The sequence below is a fragment of the Sphingomonas sp. PvP056 genome, from assembly GCF_040549155.1.
Lineage (GTDB): Bacteria > Pseudomonadota > Alphaproteobacteria > Sphingomonadales > Sphingomonadaceae > Sphingomonas.
On the sequence record NZ_JBEPST010000001.1, the window covers coordinates 416,888 to 433,097 of the forward strand.

Here is a 16,210-nt window from a genome sequence, read left to right on the forward strand (position 1 = left end):
GAGCAGTATTCGCCTGATCGGAGGCTTGGCACTGATTTTGGACGAAACGAAATATAAGAGCGTAACGGGAGTATAATCAGTAGGTTATAGTGACCGTGACGATATCGACATATGTGCCTGGTTTCAGCCGAATCTGCCCGCCGGGGGCACGCGCATAGACCGGAAAGACCCCCCCGGTAGTATCCTGCGAGAAGCTGCTGCTGCCATTGCTGCCGTCCCCCCAGACCGTCGTGCGGGTCGGATCCAGGAACAGATTATAGAGGAGCGCTTGGTTCCCCCCGATCATCGTGCGTCCGGCATAAGTGCCATTACCGGGTCCGAGCGTGATGACAAAAGGGGTCGCCACGGCGCAACGCACGGAGATACTGCTCACGGCATCCTGTGGCAGGTTGCTGAGCGGATCATAGCGGCCGAGCGTGAGATCCTGCGCGGTCATGGTGCAGCCATCGGCCTGGGCATGCGCGCCCTGCGCCGGCACAAGCACGGCAGCCAGCAGCAGGACGGCGGCGGGGGTCAATTGCATATGAATGTCCCGAGGTTTGGTTGAGGTCCCTGGCCGGAAGCGAAGGGCAAGGCGAAATGGCATCCGGTGCCGTCTCGTGCCGTGGATATGCGATTGCGCACGGCGAGACCGGCGAGATAGGCGGTGCCGCCGGGTGCGACCACGAACGGTTCGGCACCGCCGTTGACGTACAGAACCGTTCCCGCGGGAAGGGGCGTACCGTCCGCCAGATGGACGGTCACGAGGCCCGCACGCGCATCGCGTGCGCCGAAGCGGACGGCGACACCGCTGCGATCGAATGGGCGTATGGTCCGGGTGGTCTCGTCGATCGAGGCGTCGAGCGGCAGATCCTCGGCTTCGATCCGCAGATGATTGTCCTGGTACGGCAGCAGCCGGGGGACGATCAGCGTGCCTCCGCGGTTGGTCCGTCCAACCAGCTGGTTGTCGACATACACCCGGACATTGTCGTAGTCGCCCACCTGAACCGAGGCGAAACTCTGGTCGAGCCGCCGTGCCGCGAACACCCGCCCGTCAATGGTCGCGATCGATCCGCTTACTCCCACCCGCGCACCGGTGTTACCGTCCAGGCGCGTCACCTGCGCATCTAGTCGCCCGATATCGGCCTGAACGTTGACTTCGGCGTCGAGCCGTTCAAACGCGCCGGTTTCGGCCTGCAGGCGATAGCCAAGGCCATTCCCGTACGGCAGGTTGCGCTGGAGCATTGCGTTGGCCCCGACCTGCCCGTTGCGGAGCTCGGTGCCGACCGCAGCGCTGCTCCGGTGGCCGATCGGGACGCTGAGGAAGGCGCGGACCGCGCTCTCGCGGTTCGCCGTGAAACTGCGGCGCGCGCTGAGGCCGAACGCCCCGATCCCGCGGATCCGCACCGAACTGTTCGCGCTGGCATATAAAACGTCCGGTTCGAACCGCCCGCGACGCCAAAGGAGCGAGCCACTGATCGAACCGAACGTGGTCGGCACGCCGATGAAGCCACTGACCAGGCTTTTGGGGCGTCGATACGTTCTGGTGTCGCCGATCGTGGCATAGCCCGTCGTCGTGAATTCGGTGCTGCCGCCGATCGAGACACTGCGCGTCTGGCGTTCGAAGCCAAACCCGATCAGTCCGCCTTGACCGCGCCCGGACTGGCTGCCTGCTGCCGAGAGAGAGAAGATACCTACCGTTGGCCATAACATGCTGACGACCATGCTGGTGGTCTGGGTGGTGCGCGATAGCTCGCCATGCCCTTCCACCGTCATGCGGTCGGTCAACCCGTAGCGATGCGTTCCCGACAGGATCGCCGCCCCATAGGCATTGCTGCGCTGCGTGTAATCGCGGCGCAGGAATCCCGCTTCGTATGAGACGTCATGCAACCCGCGCCGGATGATCCGGGGGGCGGAATAATAGGATTGTGTGACCAGCGTTTCGCGTCCCAAGGCGTCGCGAACGACGAGCTGTACGTCGCCGCCACCAGTAATGACCGGGACGTCGGTCAGCGTGAACGGCCCGGAGCCGACCTGCTGCTGCCGTTGCAACACGTTGTTGACCAGGATGTCGATTACGGACGGGACCGCCGCGCTGCCGTTGAGGGTTGGCAGCGCCATCGTCACATAGCCGGGTTGGGTCGCGAAATTGGTGGCGAGCTGAACCCCCGCGAAGCGGAGTGCAGACGTGCCGGTACTGCCCCGGGTCACGCCGTCGCCGATCCGCAGCGACCGCATCCGGGCCGGATCGTCGATTGTGTAATTGCTGTCGAGCCGCACCAGGCTGCGCCGGTCCCGCCCGTTGCCGCCGGTGCCCGCGATGAAACTGGTGCCGGCCGTTCCCGTGCCCCGAAAGAGCCCCAGATTGAACAGGCCGTTCACCGCAGTCGCCCCGTCGGCGATCTGGGCCGAGACGTCATACCCGAAAAAGCCGCCGAGGCTGCTGCGCGTCATCGGGCCATAGGGCTGGCGCGACAGGAGGAGCGCAGACGCCATGAAGCGTGCGGCCGGCACCGTGAGATCCAGCGTTTGCGTCGCGTCCTGCAGCACCGTCACGACTTCGGGAAGCGCCGAGAGCGTTACGTAGGAGTCACCGTCGAACACGCGGGTCGGCATGTCGCTGGTTTCGATCCGCCACGCGTGGGCGGTGGCGACCGTGACCGCGAGGGCGTCGCCATCGCGCAACACCCAGACCGGGTCGGGCTGCGCGCGACCGTTGAGCTGGACGGCCAGCAGCACCAGTCGCGCACCGGCGGGCACCGGATCGGACATGGCGGCTGCTGGACTGGCAATGCCTACCGCCAGAACGGCGGCGACGAGATTAACCCGCCGATAGATTGGCAGTGATTTCGTCGACGCCAGTGGCGGTGCGGATGGTCAGGCGCAGCGGGACGCCGGGGGTCCAGTCGGCGTGTTTGCCGATGTTCCACTGCCGCATGCTCGCAGGCAGAACGACGCCCATTGTCGAGGACAGGACGGTGGGCGTGGCAGCGCCGGGATCGGCCCGGCCGATCGCAAGCACCTGTTGCGGGGCATCCCCGCTATTGCGCCCTTCGAGCAAGACAGTGGCGTCGGCGGTCCGTCGCGCGCTCCATTGCACCGACGCTTTGGCGGCTGGGCCGGCGACGACGTATAGCGGCATGTTGAGGTTGACCGCGATGGCAACGCCCGTGGTGACGGGGGCAGAGATCTCCTCCAGCACGACACGGTAGGCGACGGCGGTAGAGACCTTGCGGCGGAGCCCGACCCGGATCAACTGGACCGCGCCGGCTGAGGTGGTGAAGATCGGCGGCGATGCGATCAGATCGTCGGTCGGGGTATAGACGTCCTTCCCGTCGACCTGCGTCCAGCGATAGGTTGCGACCTTGATCGAAACCGGCGCGCTGTCGCTGTTGGTGATCGTCACCGATCCGATCGGGCGGTTGGCGGGCACGGTCAGCGTGACCGGGCTGACGCGAAAATTGGATGCATGCGCTGCGCCGGGTAGCAGTAGCGAGAGGGTGCCGATCACCGAAAGACCGGCCGCCCCAAGGCGACCGGTCCGTACGGCATCGATCCAGGGGATCGCGTGCATCTCGCTCAGTAGTTGACGGTGACGGTGACGGTGTCGGCATAGGAACCGGCGCGCAGGGTGGTCTGATTGGCGGGAATCACGCCCGTGATGTTGGTGGCGACGAACTGACCCGTGCCGGTTCCGCCAATCGTACTGCCGGTCGTGCCATCGCCCCAGAGGGTTGTTCCGGCGGTGTCGGTAAACAGCGAATAGTTCAAGCTGTCGGTACCCGACTGCATTTTCCGGGTCGTGATGGTCGCGTCGGTACCAAGACCGGCGTTGGCGCTGGCGGTCCATGCCGTGTCGAAGGTGCACTTAACGTTCACTGCGCCCGTCATGGTATGGGCCGCGCCGTCGATCACGTTTGTACCGCCGAACGTGATTCCGGTGGAATTCACCTGGCAGTCCGGCGTGACGTCGGCAGTTGCAGCCATTGTGCCGGTGGTCTGCGCGGTTGCGGGCTGTGCGACGAGCGCGACCAAGCCAAAGGTTGCGGCCAGCGCGTAGGACGAGCGAAAGATATTCGTGTTCATTGGCAAATTCCCAAGACGGAGACTCGCGGGGTGCGCCCGAAGTCTGTTTGTGAAACGCCCTAGTCTCTGAAGAACTAGTGACGGCGTTTCGCCCCTTCGGGTCGGTCCTAGCTGAACGGTGTTGCGCAAACGCTAAGGTTACACAGCCAGTTACCGGGTGATTCTACGTGGTTTCTATTTTCGTCTGGGGAGGGCGGCGCAGGCGGGGCCGGTGCGCGAGGGGCAGCGGCATCGGCGCTGATCGTCGCCGCGTCAACCGGGATGTTCGAATTGGGGGTGCGCGATTGCCACGCGGGGGACGGCGACCTAGGCGAAGCGGCGGCGGGACGATCCGCGCCGAGGACAGGGGACGCGACTGCCGTGACGACCAGACCGACGCTGTGGACGACGCTGTTCCGCTGCAAGCCCGTCGCCGATTTTATCGTGGCCGGAGAAGGGCATAGCCACGGCCTCGGGCGCAAGTTCGGGCTGTTCCAGCTGACCATGCTGGGCGTCGGCGCGACGATCGGGACGGGGATCTTCGTCGCGCTCAACACCGCGGTGCCTGAGGCGGGGCCGGCGGTGAGCGTGTCGTTCGTCATCGCCGGGATCACCGCCGCGCTGACCGCGCTGTGCTATGCCGAGCTCGCGTCGGCGGTGCCGGTGGCGGGGTCGTCTTACTCCTATGCCTATGCAACCATGGGAGAATTGGCCGCCTTCCTGATCGGCGCTTGCCTGCTCCTCGAATATGGCGTGTCGGCCTCGGCGATCGCGGTGGGGTGGGGGCAATACCTCAACGAGGCGCTAAGCCTCACCACCGGCTGGAGAATTCCCGATGCGATCGCGCGGCCGCCGGGGGCGGGCGGGGTGGTCAATCTGCCCGCGGTCGTGCTGGTCGGGCTGTGCCTGACGCTGCTGCTGCGTGGCGCGAAAGAGTCGACAACAGTCAATTCCGTGCTCGTTTTGCTCAAGATTGCGGTGCTTTTGCTGTTCGTTTGCGTCGCTTTTGCACACTTTTCAGTCGATAATTACCACCCCTTCGCGCCACGCGGGCTGATCGGGATCGGATCGGCGGCGTCGTCGATCTTTTTCTCCTACATCGGGATCGACGCGGTCTCGACCGCGGGCGAGGAGGTCGACAATCCGCGCCGCAACCTGCCGCTCGCGATCATCCTGTCGCTGCTGATCGTCACCGCCGCCTATATCCTCGTCGCGGTCGCCGCGGTCGGCGCGCAGCCGTGGACCGCGTTCAAGGGGCAGGAGGCGGGGCTCGCGGTGATCCTCCACAATCTGACCGGGGCGGCGTGGCCTGCGCTCGCGCTGTCGCTCGGTGCGATCGCGTCGATCTTCAGCGTGACGCTGGTGGTGCTCTACGGCCAGACGCGGATCCTGTATGCGATGAGCCGCGACGGGCTGCTCCCCGCCTTCTTCCGCCGGGTCGACCCGGTGCGACAGGTGCCTAGGCAGAACACCTGGGTGGTCGCGGGCGGGGTCGCGCTGCTCGCCGCGCTAGTGCCGCTCGACGTGCTCGTCAACCTGACGAGCATGGGGACGCTGATCGCGTTCGCCTCGGTGTCGGTCGGCGTGATCCTGCTCCGCCGCAGCCGCCCGGACCTGCCGCGCGGCTACCGCGTGCCCTTCTACCCTGTTCTGCCGATCGCGAGCGCCGCCTTCTGCCTGTACCTGATCGCGGGGTTGCCAAAGGACACGTACCTGCTGTTCGCGGTGTGGCTGGGCGGGGCGGCGGCGCTGTACTTCGGCTATTCGCGGCGGCGGTCGGTGCTGGCGACGGGGGCGGGTGCTTTGGAAGGTTAGGGAAAGTCAGGCGGAAGCGGTTTGCGGATCGCCCGGTAGGTCGGGCGAAACCCTGGGGTGCGGTACTGTCAAAGAGCGGGCGGGAGCTTAGGCTTTCGGGGGCATGTAGGACAGCGGGGAACGGCTTGTCTCGGTCGAGCGCGTCCTCGGGTGCGCCCGACATCGGGAAGGTGTCGTCCCAGGGGGCGGCACGCTTCCTTGTAGAGCTATCCGGGTCGCCCTGTCCAATCGAGGAGCGCCGAAGCAGTGTGTCGGCCAGTGTTTGGGGGTGGTATCGCGTCAGATCGCGAGGGCTGCCGTCCTGCTGGACGAACGGAGGCGTCTGCGCCAGTTTGCCGCGGGTTGCTCGACCAGCGCATACATGCCTGCCGCATACAGCATCGAGAGCGCACCGCTGATGCCGATGATGCCAAGCAGCCCCAACGTTGGAAACAGGGCATGTACCCCGGCGATGACGGGCACATGGATCAAGTACAACGTGTAGGAGTAGAGCGCGATCACGCGCAGCGGTCGGGTGGAGAGCGCGATCGACACCCAGCCGCGATCCTGGATGGCATAGCTGAAGATTACAAAGAGCGCGCCGCCTTGCAGGGTGTAGCGAACCGTCTGGCGAAAAAGCTCGTCCCGGATGGCAAAACATCCCAGGAGAATGGCCAAGGCGAACAGCACATGGACAAGACGTGGCCGCCACGCGCCTTTGTCGAGAACCGGATTCTGCCACAAGGCGAGGCAGCATCCGAAGAGAATGCTGTCGATCCGCGTGTGCGTCCAATAATAGACCTGGCCGATGTCGGATATGGTCGCAACCGTTGCAAGGCGGATCCCGAGAACCGCGATGCACGCCCCCAGGCACAGACCAGCGGCTTTTCGCGGCGAAAGAGCCGCCAATATGGCAGAAAATACCACCGGAAATATCAGGTAGAAATGCTCTTCGACCGCGAGGCTCCACAGCGGCGGTCCGGTGACCCCCTGTGCGTAGCCCGTAATCCAGGGGTAGTTTGTCAAAAAGACCAGTTGCGAGAATACGCCCCAGAACTCGGCAGGATGCTCGGCGGGAAGCCATTGGCTGATCCCAAGGATGAGCAGGAGCGTAATGTAGAGCGATGGCAGAATGCGTACGCTGCGTCTGATGTAAAAGGCCTTGATATCAATGCGTCCGGTCTGTGCATATTCCGAACGCAGAAGTGTGGTGATCAAGTAACCGCTCAGAAAAAAGAAAATCGTTACACCAAAGCCACCGGGAATCAGTCTTTCAAGACCACAATGCGCGACAAACACAATCAGAATCGCAAGCGCCCTGAATCCATCAAGTGGTACTATGTGGTCTAATGTCATGGATATGTCCCCCCCGAGACAATAGTCTTACGAATGAGGGGCTACATGCATTACCCAAGAAAAGCCAGATAGCTTCCCCGTTTTGTCGGGATGGGCGATTTTCATATTGTTCATCACGTCGTTGCAGCATGACGGCAAGACGTTGCACAAGACATTCCTTAATGTCCTGTTTCGGTCGTAGGACTCAGTATCTGTACGCTTTTGTCCGGCAGAAGGGACGCGAATTTGTGCGGCCGAACTGGAGCGGAAAGCGCCAAAAACTGCCGTGACCGTCTGACGAAGCGCCCCTGGTTCGGCTCGGTCCGTTGCTACGCCTCGTATGGGGCAACCGGTCATGACACATGTCTTGGAACCGCGACACGTAATGCCCGGTCGCGGTTCAGGATGCGGCACCCTATCGGCGCTGACGCTGCAGCGTCGTTCAGAGTTGGCTTGCGTCGGGTCTACTTCCCCAACAACGGCGCCAATAACTTCCCCGTAAAGCTCCCCTTGGCCTTAGCCACAACCTCGGGCCCTTCGACTACGCCTGCGCTTACGCTCCGGCTTCGCTCAGGATAGGTTTGTCGCTGATCTCCTTCCTAACAACGGTTTCAGATAGCGGCCGGTGAAACTCCCTTCCACCTCGACCACCTTTTCCGGGACACCCTGCGCCACGATTTCACCGCCCTTCACACCACCCTCAGGCCCAAGATCCAGCGCCCAGTCCGCGGTCTTGACCCCGCGGACGACGCGCCCGAGCTGACGGACGATCTGTTCGGCGTGGCGGAAGTGTCGGTCGGTGGGGCGGTGATCCGCCCGGCGACGGGGTATCTGGGCCCGAACGGCGTCGTGCGCGGCCGCCTGCCGCAGCGCGCCGTCGCCAAGCAGCAAGGGACACTGCGGCTCGACCCCGACGGGAGCGAACGCTTCCGTGCCGATGGGCCGGGGTGGCAGGGGCGGATGAATGCGGCTTTGCGGAAAGCGACGGAGTTGAGTTAGGCCTAGTGGTTTTGCACGTGCAGAGGTACGGTCCCCGAGGAGACAATGGATTCTGACTTGATATGTGGGGCGGTTGGACTTCCAGTGAGAAGGCCTTCATCGTAACACCTGCAATCTATAAAACTGAGGTAATGATAATGGCCGACTTGGACGATCTTAACGAGGTCGCGGTTACGGGCATCGAAGAGGCCGAAGAGGCTCCAACGCCGCGAGCATCTAACAAGATCGGACCTGAGGAGTTCTTCGCTAAGCATGCGTTTCGCGTTGTGTATCAGACGAACAACTTTCTCCTCCCATAACTAAGATCGCTAGTTGTTGATGGGGATATTTTGAATGTACGCCCAGAGTATCAGCGACGACTGAGATGGCTTACGCCGCAAAAATCACGGCTCATTGAGTCGCTTCTACTCAACATTCCTGTTCCTCCAATATTTTTATATGAAACGGCGGAGGCTCGCTATGAGGTTATGGACGGCCAGCAACGACTTAACGCAATTAAAGAATATTTAGAGGGAGATTTTGCGCTTAGTGGTTTGACCGTATTATCACCCTTGAACGGGCTTAGGTATTCTAAGGCGCCGCCCCGAATAAAAAGAGCTCTTGATAGAGCATCGCTTTCGGCAATCGTATTGCTCCTTGAAAGCGACAGCGAAAGAGACCCTGAAAACAAATTTACGATAGTCGATATCAGCAGGTTTATATTTGACCGCCTGAATACGGGCGGGACAAAGCTAAACGCTCAGGAAATTAGGAACGCAATTTATCCTAGTCCTTTTAATAAGGCTATTGTCGAACTCGCAAGAAACGAGGTTTTCACAGATATATTCAATATACCTCCATACGTTGAAACTAATCCCAATGACTACTATGAGAATCCAGCTCGGCAAAAGAACGCTCTTTACGCTTCGATGGGTGATTGTCAGTTAGTTCTTCGATATTTTGCTCTTCGCGACAGTAGAAACATCCGAAGTTCCATGAAATCTATGTTGGACCGAGCAATGGAGGATCGGATGCAGCTATCAATAGACACTGTGGCGGATTTAAAGCGCGAGTTTGTCGATAACTTGACAAAGGCGCGAGATATATTCGGCCCTAAACCATTTTACCTGCCCCCGGATGAAAAGGGACGGGTTAGAATATCTGCGGCCCTTTACGACGCCACGCTTGTAGCAATTCAGCGACAGTCCAAGAACTCTTCGATATTTTCTGCAAAAGCATCTTCTATCAAAGAGCGGCTTGCGAAAGAATTTAAGAATACGGACAGTGGTCCTATACTAACGGGACAGGGGAATACTGCACAAGCCGTCAAGGATAGAATAGAATTATTAGAAAAGATTCTGTTGCAAGGTTCGGGTTTGGCTTAAATGGCCACCGAGTTTGATCTATCATTCGAAGACTTTGATGCCGAGTTGACCGCGTTAGCCGAAATGGCGGGCGGATCAGGTGGGGGTAGGGGCAGCGAATTATCCGCCCGGGCACGCATCGCTGCCGGCAATGGCGCAGTGCTTCTTTTGGCTGCAACGTTTGAGGAGCATATTCGCCAACAAGTTCGTTCTGCATTCACTGCAAAAGCATGCATTGCTGGCGAAATGAGTGGGTTCCCTAAAAAGATTGCGTCCGTTGTTTGGAAGCGATCTTTAGAGCTGCTCGCTAGAAGGCCGTTTGGTGAGATCGAGTCCGACATTCGTCAGGCAGACGCTACGGTCTCGGCAACCTTGGACTTTTGCCTCCGGAAGGACATTACGGCCGACGTAGGTGCCGCGTTATCTCACAATGAAAACAATATGAAGGCAGGTGAGCTAAATCGGCTTTTCAATCAACTAGGTCTCAATAGTATCATCTCGGAACTTTGTCAGAGAGGAACAATTGTTGGATTTCTTGGTTGCGACGGGCCTGGAAAGGCTAATGCCGAGATAGAGGCACGGATCGACGACTTTTTCCGTCGTCGAAACGATGTAGCCCATGCAATCCAACTAGGTAGCTCAAGTGGTCCAACGGAGCTTTTGAACGACATTGATCTGTTCCGTGAGATCGCGAAGTCGCTTTCTCTTACTCTCAACGAAATGACCATAAAGGCTTCATTGGAACGCGTTGTCGGCTAGAGGTAGCCTTAAACTCTCACAGGCGGTGGTCTATTCGACCCCACGCCGCTTTTGCTCCGTCGTCCCCTTCAGCAACGGCGCCAAATACTTCCCCGTAAAGCTCCCCTTGGCCTTAGCCACAACCTCAGGCGTCCCCTGCGCGACGATCTCGCCGCCCTTCACACCACCCTCAGGCCCGAGATCCAGCACCCAGTCCGCAGTCTTGATCACGTCGAGATTGTGCTCGATCACGACCACCGTATTCCCCTGCTCGACCAACTGGTGGAGCACTTCGAGCAGCTTGCGCACGTCCTCGAAATGCAGCCCCGTCGTCGGTTCGTCGAGGATGTACAGCGTCTGCCCCGTCGCCCTGCGGGAAAGCTCCTTGGCGAGCTTGACGCGCTGCGCCTCGCCGCCCGAGAGCGTCGTCGCCTGCTGGCCGACCTTGACGTAGCCGAGGCCCACTTCCTGCAGCATCGCCATCTTGTCGCGGATCGGCGGGACCGCCTTGAAGAAGTCGACCGCATCCTCGACCGTCATGTCGAGCACGTCGGCGATGCTCTTGCCCTTGAACTTCACCTCGAGCGTCTCGCGATTGTAGCGTTCGCCGTGGCACACGTCGCACGTCACATAGACGTCGGGGAGGAAGTGCATTTCGATCTTGAGCAGCCCGTCGCCCTGGCACGCCTCGCAGCGCCCGCCCTTGACGTTGAAGCTGAACCGCCCGGGCTTGTAGCCGCGCGCCTGCGATTCCGGGAGCCCGGCGAACCAATCGCGGATCTGGGTGAAGCTGCCGGTGTAGGTCGCGGGGTTGGAGCGCGGGGTGCGGCCGATCGGCGACTGGTCGATGTCGATGACCTTGTCGAGATATTGCAGGCCGGTGATCTTGTCGTGCTTGCCCTGGACTATCCGCGCGCCGTTCAAGGTGCGCGACGCGGCGGCGAACAACGTGTCGATCGTGAAGCTCGACTTGCCGCTGCCGCTGACCCCAGTGATGCAGGTGAAGGTGCCGAGCGGGAGGCTCGCGGTCACGCCCTTGAGGTTGTTGGCGGTGGCGTTGTGGACGGTGATCTTCTTGCCATTGCCCTTGCGCCGGGTCTTGGGCACCGCGACCTCGCGCCGGCCCGACAGATAATCCGCGGTGATGCTGTTCTCGTTGGCGAGGACTTCCTCGAACGTGCCTTGCGCGACGATATGCCCGCCGCGCACGCCCGCGCCCGGCCCCATGTCGATAACATAATCGGCGGTCCGGATCGCATCCTCGTCATGCTCGACCACCAGCACGGTGTTGCCGAGGTCGCGCAGGCGGCGCAGCGTCTTGAGCAGCATGTCGTTGTCGCGCTGGTGCAGCCCGATCGACGGCTCGTCGAGCACGTAGAGCACGCCCGACAGCCCGCTGCCGATCTGCGACGCGAGCCGGATGCGTTGCGATTCCCCGCCCGACAGCGTGCCCGAGGTGCGATCGAGGTTGAGATAGTCGAGCCCGACGTTGTTGAGGAAGCCGAGGCGTTCGAGGATTTCCTTGAGGATCCGCTCGGCGATCGCGCGTTGCTGGTCGCTGAGGTCGGCGGGGACTTGTTCGAACCATTTGAGCGCGTCGACGACCGACAGGCGCGTGACGCTCGAAATGTCGCGCATCCCGATCTTGACCGCGAGCGCCTCGGGCTTGAGGCGGCCGCCGTGGCACACCTCGCACGGGGCGGCGCTTTGATATTTGTTGAGTTCCTCGCGCATCCACGCGCTCTCGGTCGAGAGCATGCGGCGGTTGAGGTTGCCGATCACGCCTTCGAACGGCTTCTTGACGTCATACGACTTCTTGCCGTCGATGAAGGTCAGCGTGACGGGCTTGCCCTTGGTGCCGTGCAGGATCGTGCGCTGCGCCTCGTCCGGCAGGTCTTCCCATGGGGTTTCGAGGCTGAAGTCGAATTCGCGCGCGAGGCTGCCGAGGACCTGCATGTAATAGGGCGACGGCGGGTTGGACTTGGCCCACGGCACGACCGCGCCCTTCTTGATGCTGAGCGCATGGTTGGGGACGACGAGATCCTCGTCGAACAGCAGTTTCTCGCCGAGGCCATCGCACGCGGGGCACGCGCCCTGGGGGGCGTTGAACGAGAACAGCCGTGGTTCGATTTCGGCGATGGTGAAGCCCGAGATCGGGCAGGCGAACTTCTCGCTGAACACGATGCGGCCGGGGGGCGCGTTGTCGCCGAGCACTTCCTGCTTGGGGGTATGGACCTCGACCGGGTCGGCGGGGTCGACATAGGCGAGCCCGTCGGCGAGTTTCAGCGCGGCCTCGAAGCTTTCCGCAAGGCGCGTCGCGATGTCGGGACCGATGACGAGGCGGTCGACGACGACCTCGAGGTCGTGCTTGAACTTCTTGTCGATCGCGGGGGCTTCGTCGATCTCATGGATCTCGCCGTCGATGCGGACGCGGGTGAACCCCGCTTTCTGCCATTCGAGCAGCTCCTTCTTATACTCGCCCTTGCGCCCGCGCACGACCGGCGCGAGCAGGTAGAGCCGCGTGCCCTCGGGGAGCGCCATCACGCGGTCGACCATCTGGCTGACGGTCTGCGCGGCGATCGGCTCGCCGGTCGCGGGGGAGTAGGGGATGCCGACGCGCGCCCACAGCAGGCGCATGTAATCGTAGATCTCGGTGACGGTCGCGACGGTCGAGCGCGGGTTGCGGCTGGTGGTCTTCTGCTCGATGCTGATCGCAGGCGACAGGCCCTCGATATGGTCGACGTCGGGCTTCTGCATCAGTTCGAGGAACTGGCGCGCGTAGGCGCTGAGCGATTCGACGTAGCGGCGCTGGCCCTCGGCGTAGATCGTGTCGAACGCGAGGCTCGACTTGCCGCTCCCCGACAGGCCGGTGATGACCGTCAGCGTATCGCGCGGGATATCGACCGACACGTCCTTGAGATTGTGCTCGCGCGCGCCGCGCACGGAAATATGAGTCAGCATGGGGCGAGTTCTACTTCTGTTCTGATGGGAGCGCCAGATAGGGAAATAGGAAAGCGCGCGGCCGGTTACGAGGGTTCCGCAGGAAACACGCTAGCGGTCGCCATAGGCGGGGAGCGCCAGCTTGAACCGGATCGCCGCCGCTCGGAGCGCAAAGCCACAGGCCGCCGCCACGGGTGCGGCGATGTTGGGCGAAACACCCACCGTCACCAGCACCACATACAACCCCGCCGCCAGCGCCGCCGCGGTCACGTACAGCTCTGGCCGCATCAAGATCGACGGTTCGCCTGCGAGCACGTCGCGGATGACGCCGCCGATGCACGCGGTCACCACGCCCATCAGCGCGGCGGGGACGGGGGGGATGCCGAACGCGAGCGCCTTGGCTGCGCCGAATACCGCGTACGCCGCCAGGCCCACCGCATCGAGCCAGTCGAGCGCGGTGCCTTTCCACCAGCGTTGCGGGGTGGTCCACACCAGCACCGCGACCGCTAGGCACGTCCCCGCGACGAGCCGGTCGTGCACCCAGAAGACCGGCGCGCCGATCAGCAGATCGCGCACCGATCCGCCGCCGGTGCCGGTGATCAGCGCGAAGAAGGTCGCGGTGACAAGCGTCTGGCGGTGCCGGATCGCGGCGAGCGCGCCGGTGATCGCGAAAACGGCGATCCCGAACAGGTCGAGCCACGGCAGGACGGAGCCGAATTGCCAGGGGAATTGCGCGGGCATGGGACTGGCCTAGCGGGTATTGGGGGCGAGCGGAATCGTTCTCATGCCCCCCCTGCCGTCATGCTGAACTTGTTTCAGCATCCACCGCGCAACGGGCTCGGTCCGGATGTGTAGAGGGCTGGATCCTGAAACGAGTTCAGGATGACGGCGGGGTAGGAGACGCGCGCGGGGAAACCCGTCAGGCCGCCACTCGCTTCCCCTGCGCGATGGTGCTCTGCCGCCGCCCGTAGATGAAATACAGCGCCAGTCCGATCACGTTCCACCCGACGAAACGCACCAGTGTCGACGTCGGCAGGCTCGTGAGCAGATACAGGCACCCCAGCACCGTCAGCGTCCCGACGACATAGGCCGCCGGGCAGCGGAACACGCGCGGCATCAGCGGCGCGGTGCGGCGGAGGACGATCAGGCACACCCCCACCGAGATAAACGCGATCAGCGTCCCCGCGTTCGCCAGTTCGGCGATCTCGTCGAGCCGGAAGAACCCGGCGACCGCGGCGATCGACAGGCCGGTCAGCAGCGTGATCAGCGTCGGCGACCCGGTGCGCTTGCTCACCGTGGCCAGCCCGCGCGGGAGCAGCCCGTCGCGCGCCATGACGAAGAAGATCCGGCTCTGCCCGTACATCATCACCAGGATCACCGACGGCAGCGCGATCACCGCCGCCAGCGCGATCAATTGCGCGGCGAACGGCTCGCCCAGCTGGCGCAACACCAGCGCAAGCGGCTCGGGCGAATTGGCGAGCGCGGTGAAGGGAAGCGCGCCGATCGCGGTGATCGCGACCGCCATGTAGATCACCGTGCAGACCAGCATCGACCCGACGATGCCGATCGTCAGGTCGCGCTTGGGGTTCTTGGTTTCCTCCGCCGAGGTCGCGACCGCATCGAAGCCGTAGAAAGCGAAGAACACGATCGCCGCTGCCGCCATCACCCCGCGCTTGTGCCCGCCGCTTTCGACCGAGCCGAAGCCGTAGGGCATGAACGGGTGGAGGTTGGCGCTGTTGAACGCGGGCAGCGCGTAGATCACGAACAGCGTCAGCGCGACGAGCTTGATGACGACGAGGATGATGTTGAGCGTCGCGCTCTGCCGCGTGCCGAGGATCAGCATCCCCATCACCGCAAGCGCGACCCCGACCGCGGGCAAGTTGATCAGTCCCCCGCCATGCGGACCGACCAGCAGGGCGTGCGGCAAATGCACCCCCGCCGCCTCGATCCAGCCGACCAGATAGCCCGACCAGCCGACCGCGACGGTCGAGCAAGCGAGCGAATATTCGAGGATCAGGCTCCACCCGACGACCCAGGCGACGGTCTCGCCGAGGGCTGTATAGCTGAACGTATAGGCGCTCCCCGCCGCCGGGATCAGGGTGGCGAGTTCGGTATAGGCGAGCGCCGCGCAGCCGCAGACGATTCCGCAGATGACGAAGGCGAGGATCACCGCGGGCCCGGCGCGTTCCGCGCCGACACCGACCAGCGTATAGATTCCGGTGCCGACGATCGCGCCCACGCCCAGCGCGATCAAATGCGGCCAGCTCAGCGTCTTGGCGAGGCTGTGGTGATCGGAAACGGGGGTCTCGAACGATTTGCGCGGTCCAAACATAGTCCCCATCCCCTAAGGCTCCGTCAGTTCGTGTTCGTGCCGAGCTGGCCGCGGAGATCGGTCAGCGTCGATTGAATGTGGCTTGCGAGCAAGGTCGTCATCAGCGCCTCGTCGCGCGTGAGCCATGCGTCGAGCAGGCCGCGATGCTCGATATGTGCGCGATCTTCGCGTCCGGCGGGCTGGAGATGTGCGACGACATAGCGTTCCGCCAGGATCGTGAGGCGCTCGACCAGTTGCGTGGTGAGCAAGCGACGTCCCGGGCGGACGAGCGCTGTGTGAAACACGCGGTTGCGGATCGCGACTTCGGACAGGCGATCCCCCGCCGCGCTATCGAGTTCCTCGAACGCGAGCTGCGCGATCGCGCGGTCCGCGTCATTGGCGACGGTCGCGGCATAAGCGGCGGCGGCGGGCTCGATGCTCAGCCGCAGCGCGAAGATGTCGTCGGCTTCCGCCGCGGACATCGGCTGGACCGCATAACCGCGGTTGGCGTGGCTGGTGAGCAACCCTTCCTGCTCGAGCCTTGCGAGCGCCTCGCGCAGCGGGATCTTGCTCACGCCGAGTTCGCTCGCGAGCGCATCCTGGCGGATCGGGGTGTGGCCGGGGAGCTTGCCGGTGACGATCTGCTCGCGGACGATCTCGAACACCTGTTCGGACAGGGTGCGGACGACGATGCTCATGGACGGGC

At 62.8% G+C, this 16,210-nt stretch carries 13 protein-coding genes; 4 read left to right on the forward strand and 9 right to left on the reverse strand.

The window, feature by feature from the left end; genetic code table 11:
- Positions 1 to 76: 76 nt before the first annotated feature.
- The 4 genes from ABIC17_RS02115 to ABIC17_RS02130 are packed head-to-tail and all read right to left on the reverse strand — an operon-like array spanning position 77 to position 4,065.
- Complete coding sequence (locus ABIC17_RS02115) at positions 77 to 523, reverse strand: Csu type fimbrial protein (RefSeq protein ID WP_354278994.1); 447 nt, start codon at positions 521 to 523, stop codon at positions 77 to 79.
- Positions 514 to 2,751, reverse strand: coding sequence for a fimbria/pilus outer membrane usher protein (locus ABIC17_RS02120; protein ID WP_354278995.1), 2,238 nt, complete (start codon positions 2,749 to 2,751; stop codon positions 514 to 516). The genes ABIC17_RS02115 and ABIC17_RS02120 overlap by 10 nt, the downstream gene beginning before the upstream one ends.
- 49 nt (positions 2,752 to 2,800) lie before the next feature.
- Entirely contained in the window at positions 2,801 to 3,553 is a 753-nt protein-coding gene (locus ABIC17_RS02125; protein ID WP_354278996.1) for a fimbrial biogenesis chaperone, read from the reverse strand.
- Between the two features lie 5 nt (positions 3,554 to 3,558).
- Entirely contained in the window at positions 3,559 to 4,065 is a 507-nt protein-coding gene (locus ABIC17_RS02130; protein WP_354278997.1) for a Csu type fimbrial protein, read from the reverse strand.
- Between the two features lie 360 nt (positions 4,066 to 4,425).
- Here ABIC17_RS02130 and ABIC17_RS02135 point away from each other — a divergent pair, with 360 nt between their 5' ends.
- Positions 4,426 to 5,859, forward strand: coding sequence for an APC family permease (locus tag ABIC17_RS02135; protein ID WP_354278998.1), 1,434 nt, complete (start codon positions 4,426 to 4,428; stop codon positions 5,857 to 5,859).
- A gap of 279 nt (positions 5,860 to 6,138) precedes the next feature.
- Here the strand turns inward: ABIC17_RS02135 and ABIC17_RS02140 are convergent, their stop codons facing one another.
- On the reverse strand, positions 6,139 to 7,194 hold the full coding sequence (locus ABIC17_RS02140) for an acyltransferase family protein (RefSeq protein WP_354278999.1): 1,056 nt from the start codon (positions 7,192 to 7,194) through the stop codon (positions 6,139 to 6,141).
- A gap of 759 nt (positions 7,195 to 7,953) precedes the next feature.
- Here ABIC17_RS02140 and ABIC17_RS02145 point away from each other — a divergent pair.
- The 3 genes from ABIC17_RS02145 (at position 7,954) to ABIC17_RS02155 (ending at position 10,274) form a co-directional block, all read left to right on the forward strand.
- Positions 7,954 to 8,172 (forward strand): BrnA antitoxin family protein, encoded by a 219-nt coding sequence (locus tag ABIC17_RS02145; protein WP_502958390.1) that lies wholly within the window; start codon positions 7,954 to 7,956, stop codon positions 8,170 to 8,172.
- A 329-nt stretch (positions 8,173 to 8,501) separates the two neighbouring features.
- Positions 8,502 to 9,536, forward strand: a complete 1,035-nt coding sequence (locus ABIC17_RS02150; protein WP_354279000.1) for a GmrSD restriction endonuclease domain-containing protein — start codon at positions 8,502 to 8,504, stop codon at positions 9,534 to 9,536.
- Complete coding sequence (locus ABIC17_RS02155; RefSeq protein ID WP_354279001.1) at positions 9,537 to 10,274, forward strand: HEPN domain-containing protein; 738 nt, start codon at positions 9,537 to 9,539, stop codon at positions 10,272 to 10,274. It begins immediately after the preceding gene.
- Positions 10,275 to 10,304: 30 nt separating this feature from the next.
- On the opposite strand, the gene uvrA is transcribed toward ABIC17_RS02155, so the two are convergent.
- From uvrA to ABIC17_RS02175, 4 genes are all read right to left on the reverse strand, one after another.
- Positions 10,305 to 13,214, reverse strand: coding sequence for an excinuclease ABC subunit UvrA (gene uvrA / locus ABIC17_RS02160; RefSeq protein WP_354279002.1), 2,910 nt, complete (start codon positions 13,212 to 13,214; stop codon positions 10,305 to 10,307).
- A gap of 90 nt (positions 13,215 to 13,304) precedes the next feature.
- A complete protein-coding gene (locus ABIC17_RS02165) occupies positions 13,305 to 13,934 on the reverse strand; it encodes a trimeric intracellular cation channel family protein (protein ID WP_354279003.1) in 630 nt (209 codons plus the stop codon).
- Positions 13,935 to 14,112: 178 nt separating this feature from the next.
- A complete protein-coding gene (locus tag ABIC17_RS02170) occupies positions 14,113 to 15,534 on the reverse strand; it encodes an amino acid permease (protein WP_502958391.1) in 1,422 nt (473 codons plus the stop codon).
- A 14-nt stretch (positions 15,535 to 15,548) separates the two neighbouring features.
- Positions 15,549 to 16,202 (reverse strand): GntR family transcriptional regulator, encoded by a 654-nt coding sequence (locus ABIC17_RS02175; protein WP_354279004.1) that lies wholly within the window; start codon positions 16,200 to 16,202, stop codon positions 15,549 to 15,551.
- Positions 16,203 to 16,210: the final 8 nt, after the last annotated feature.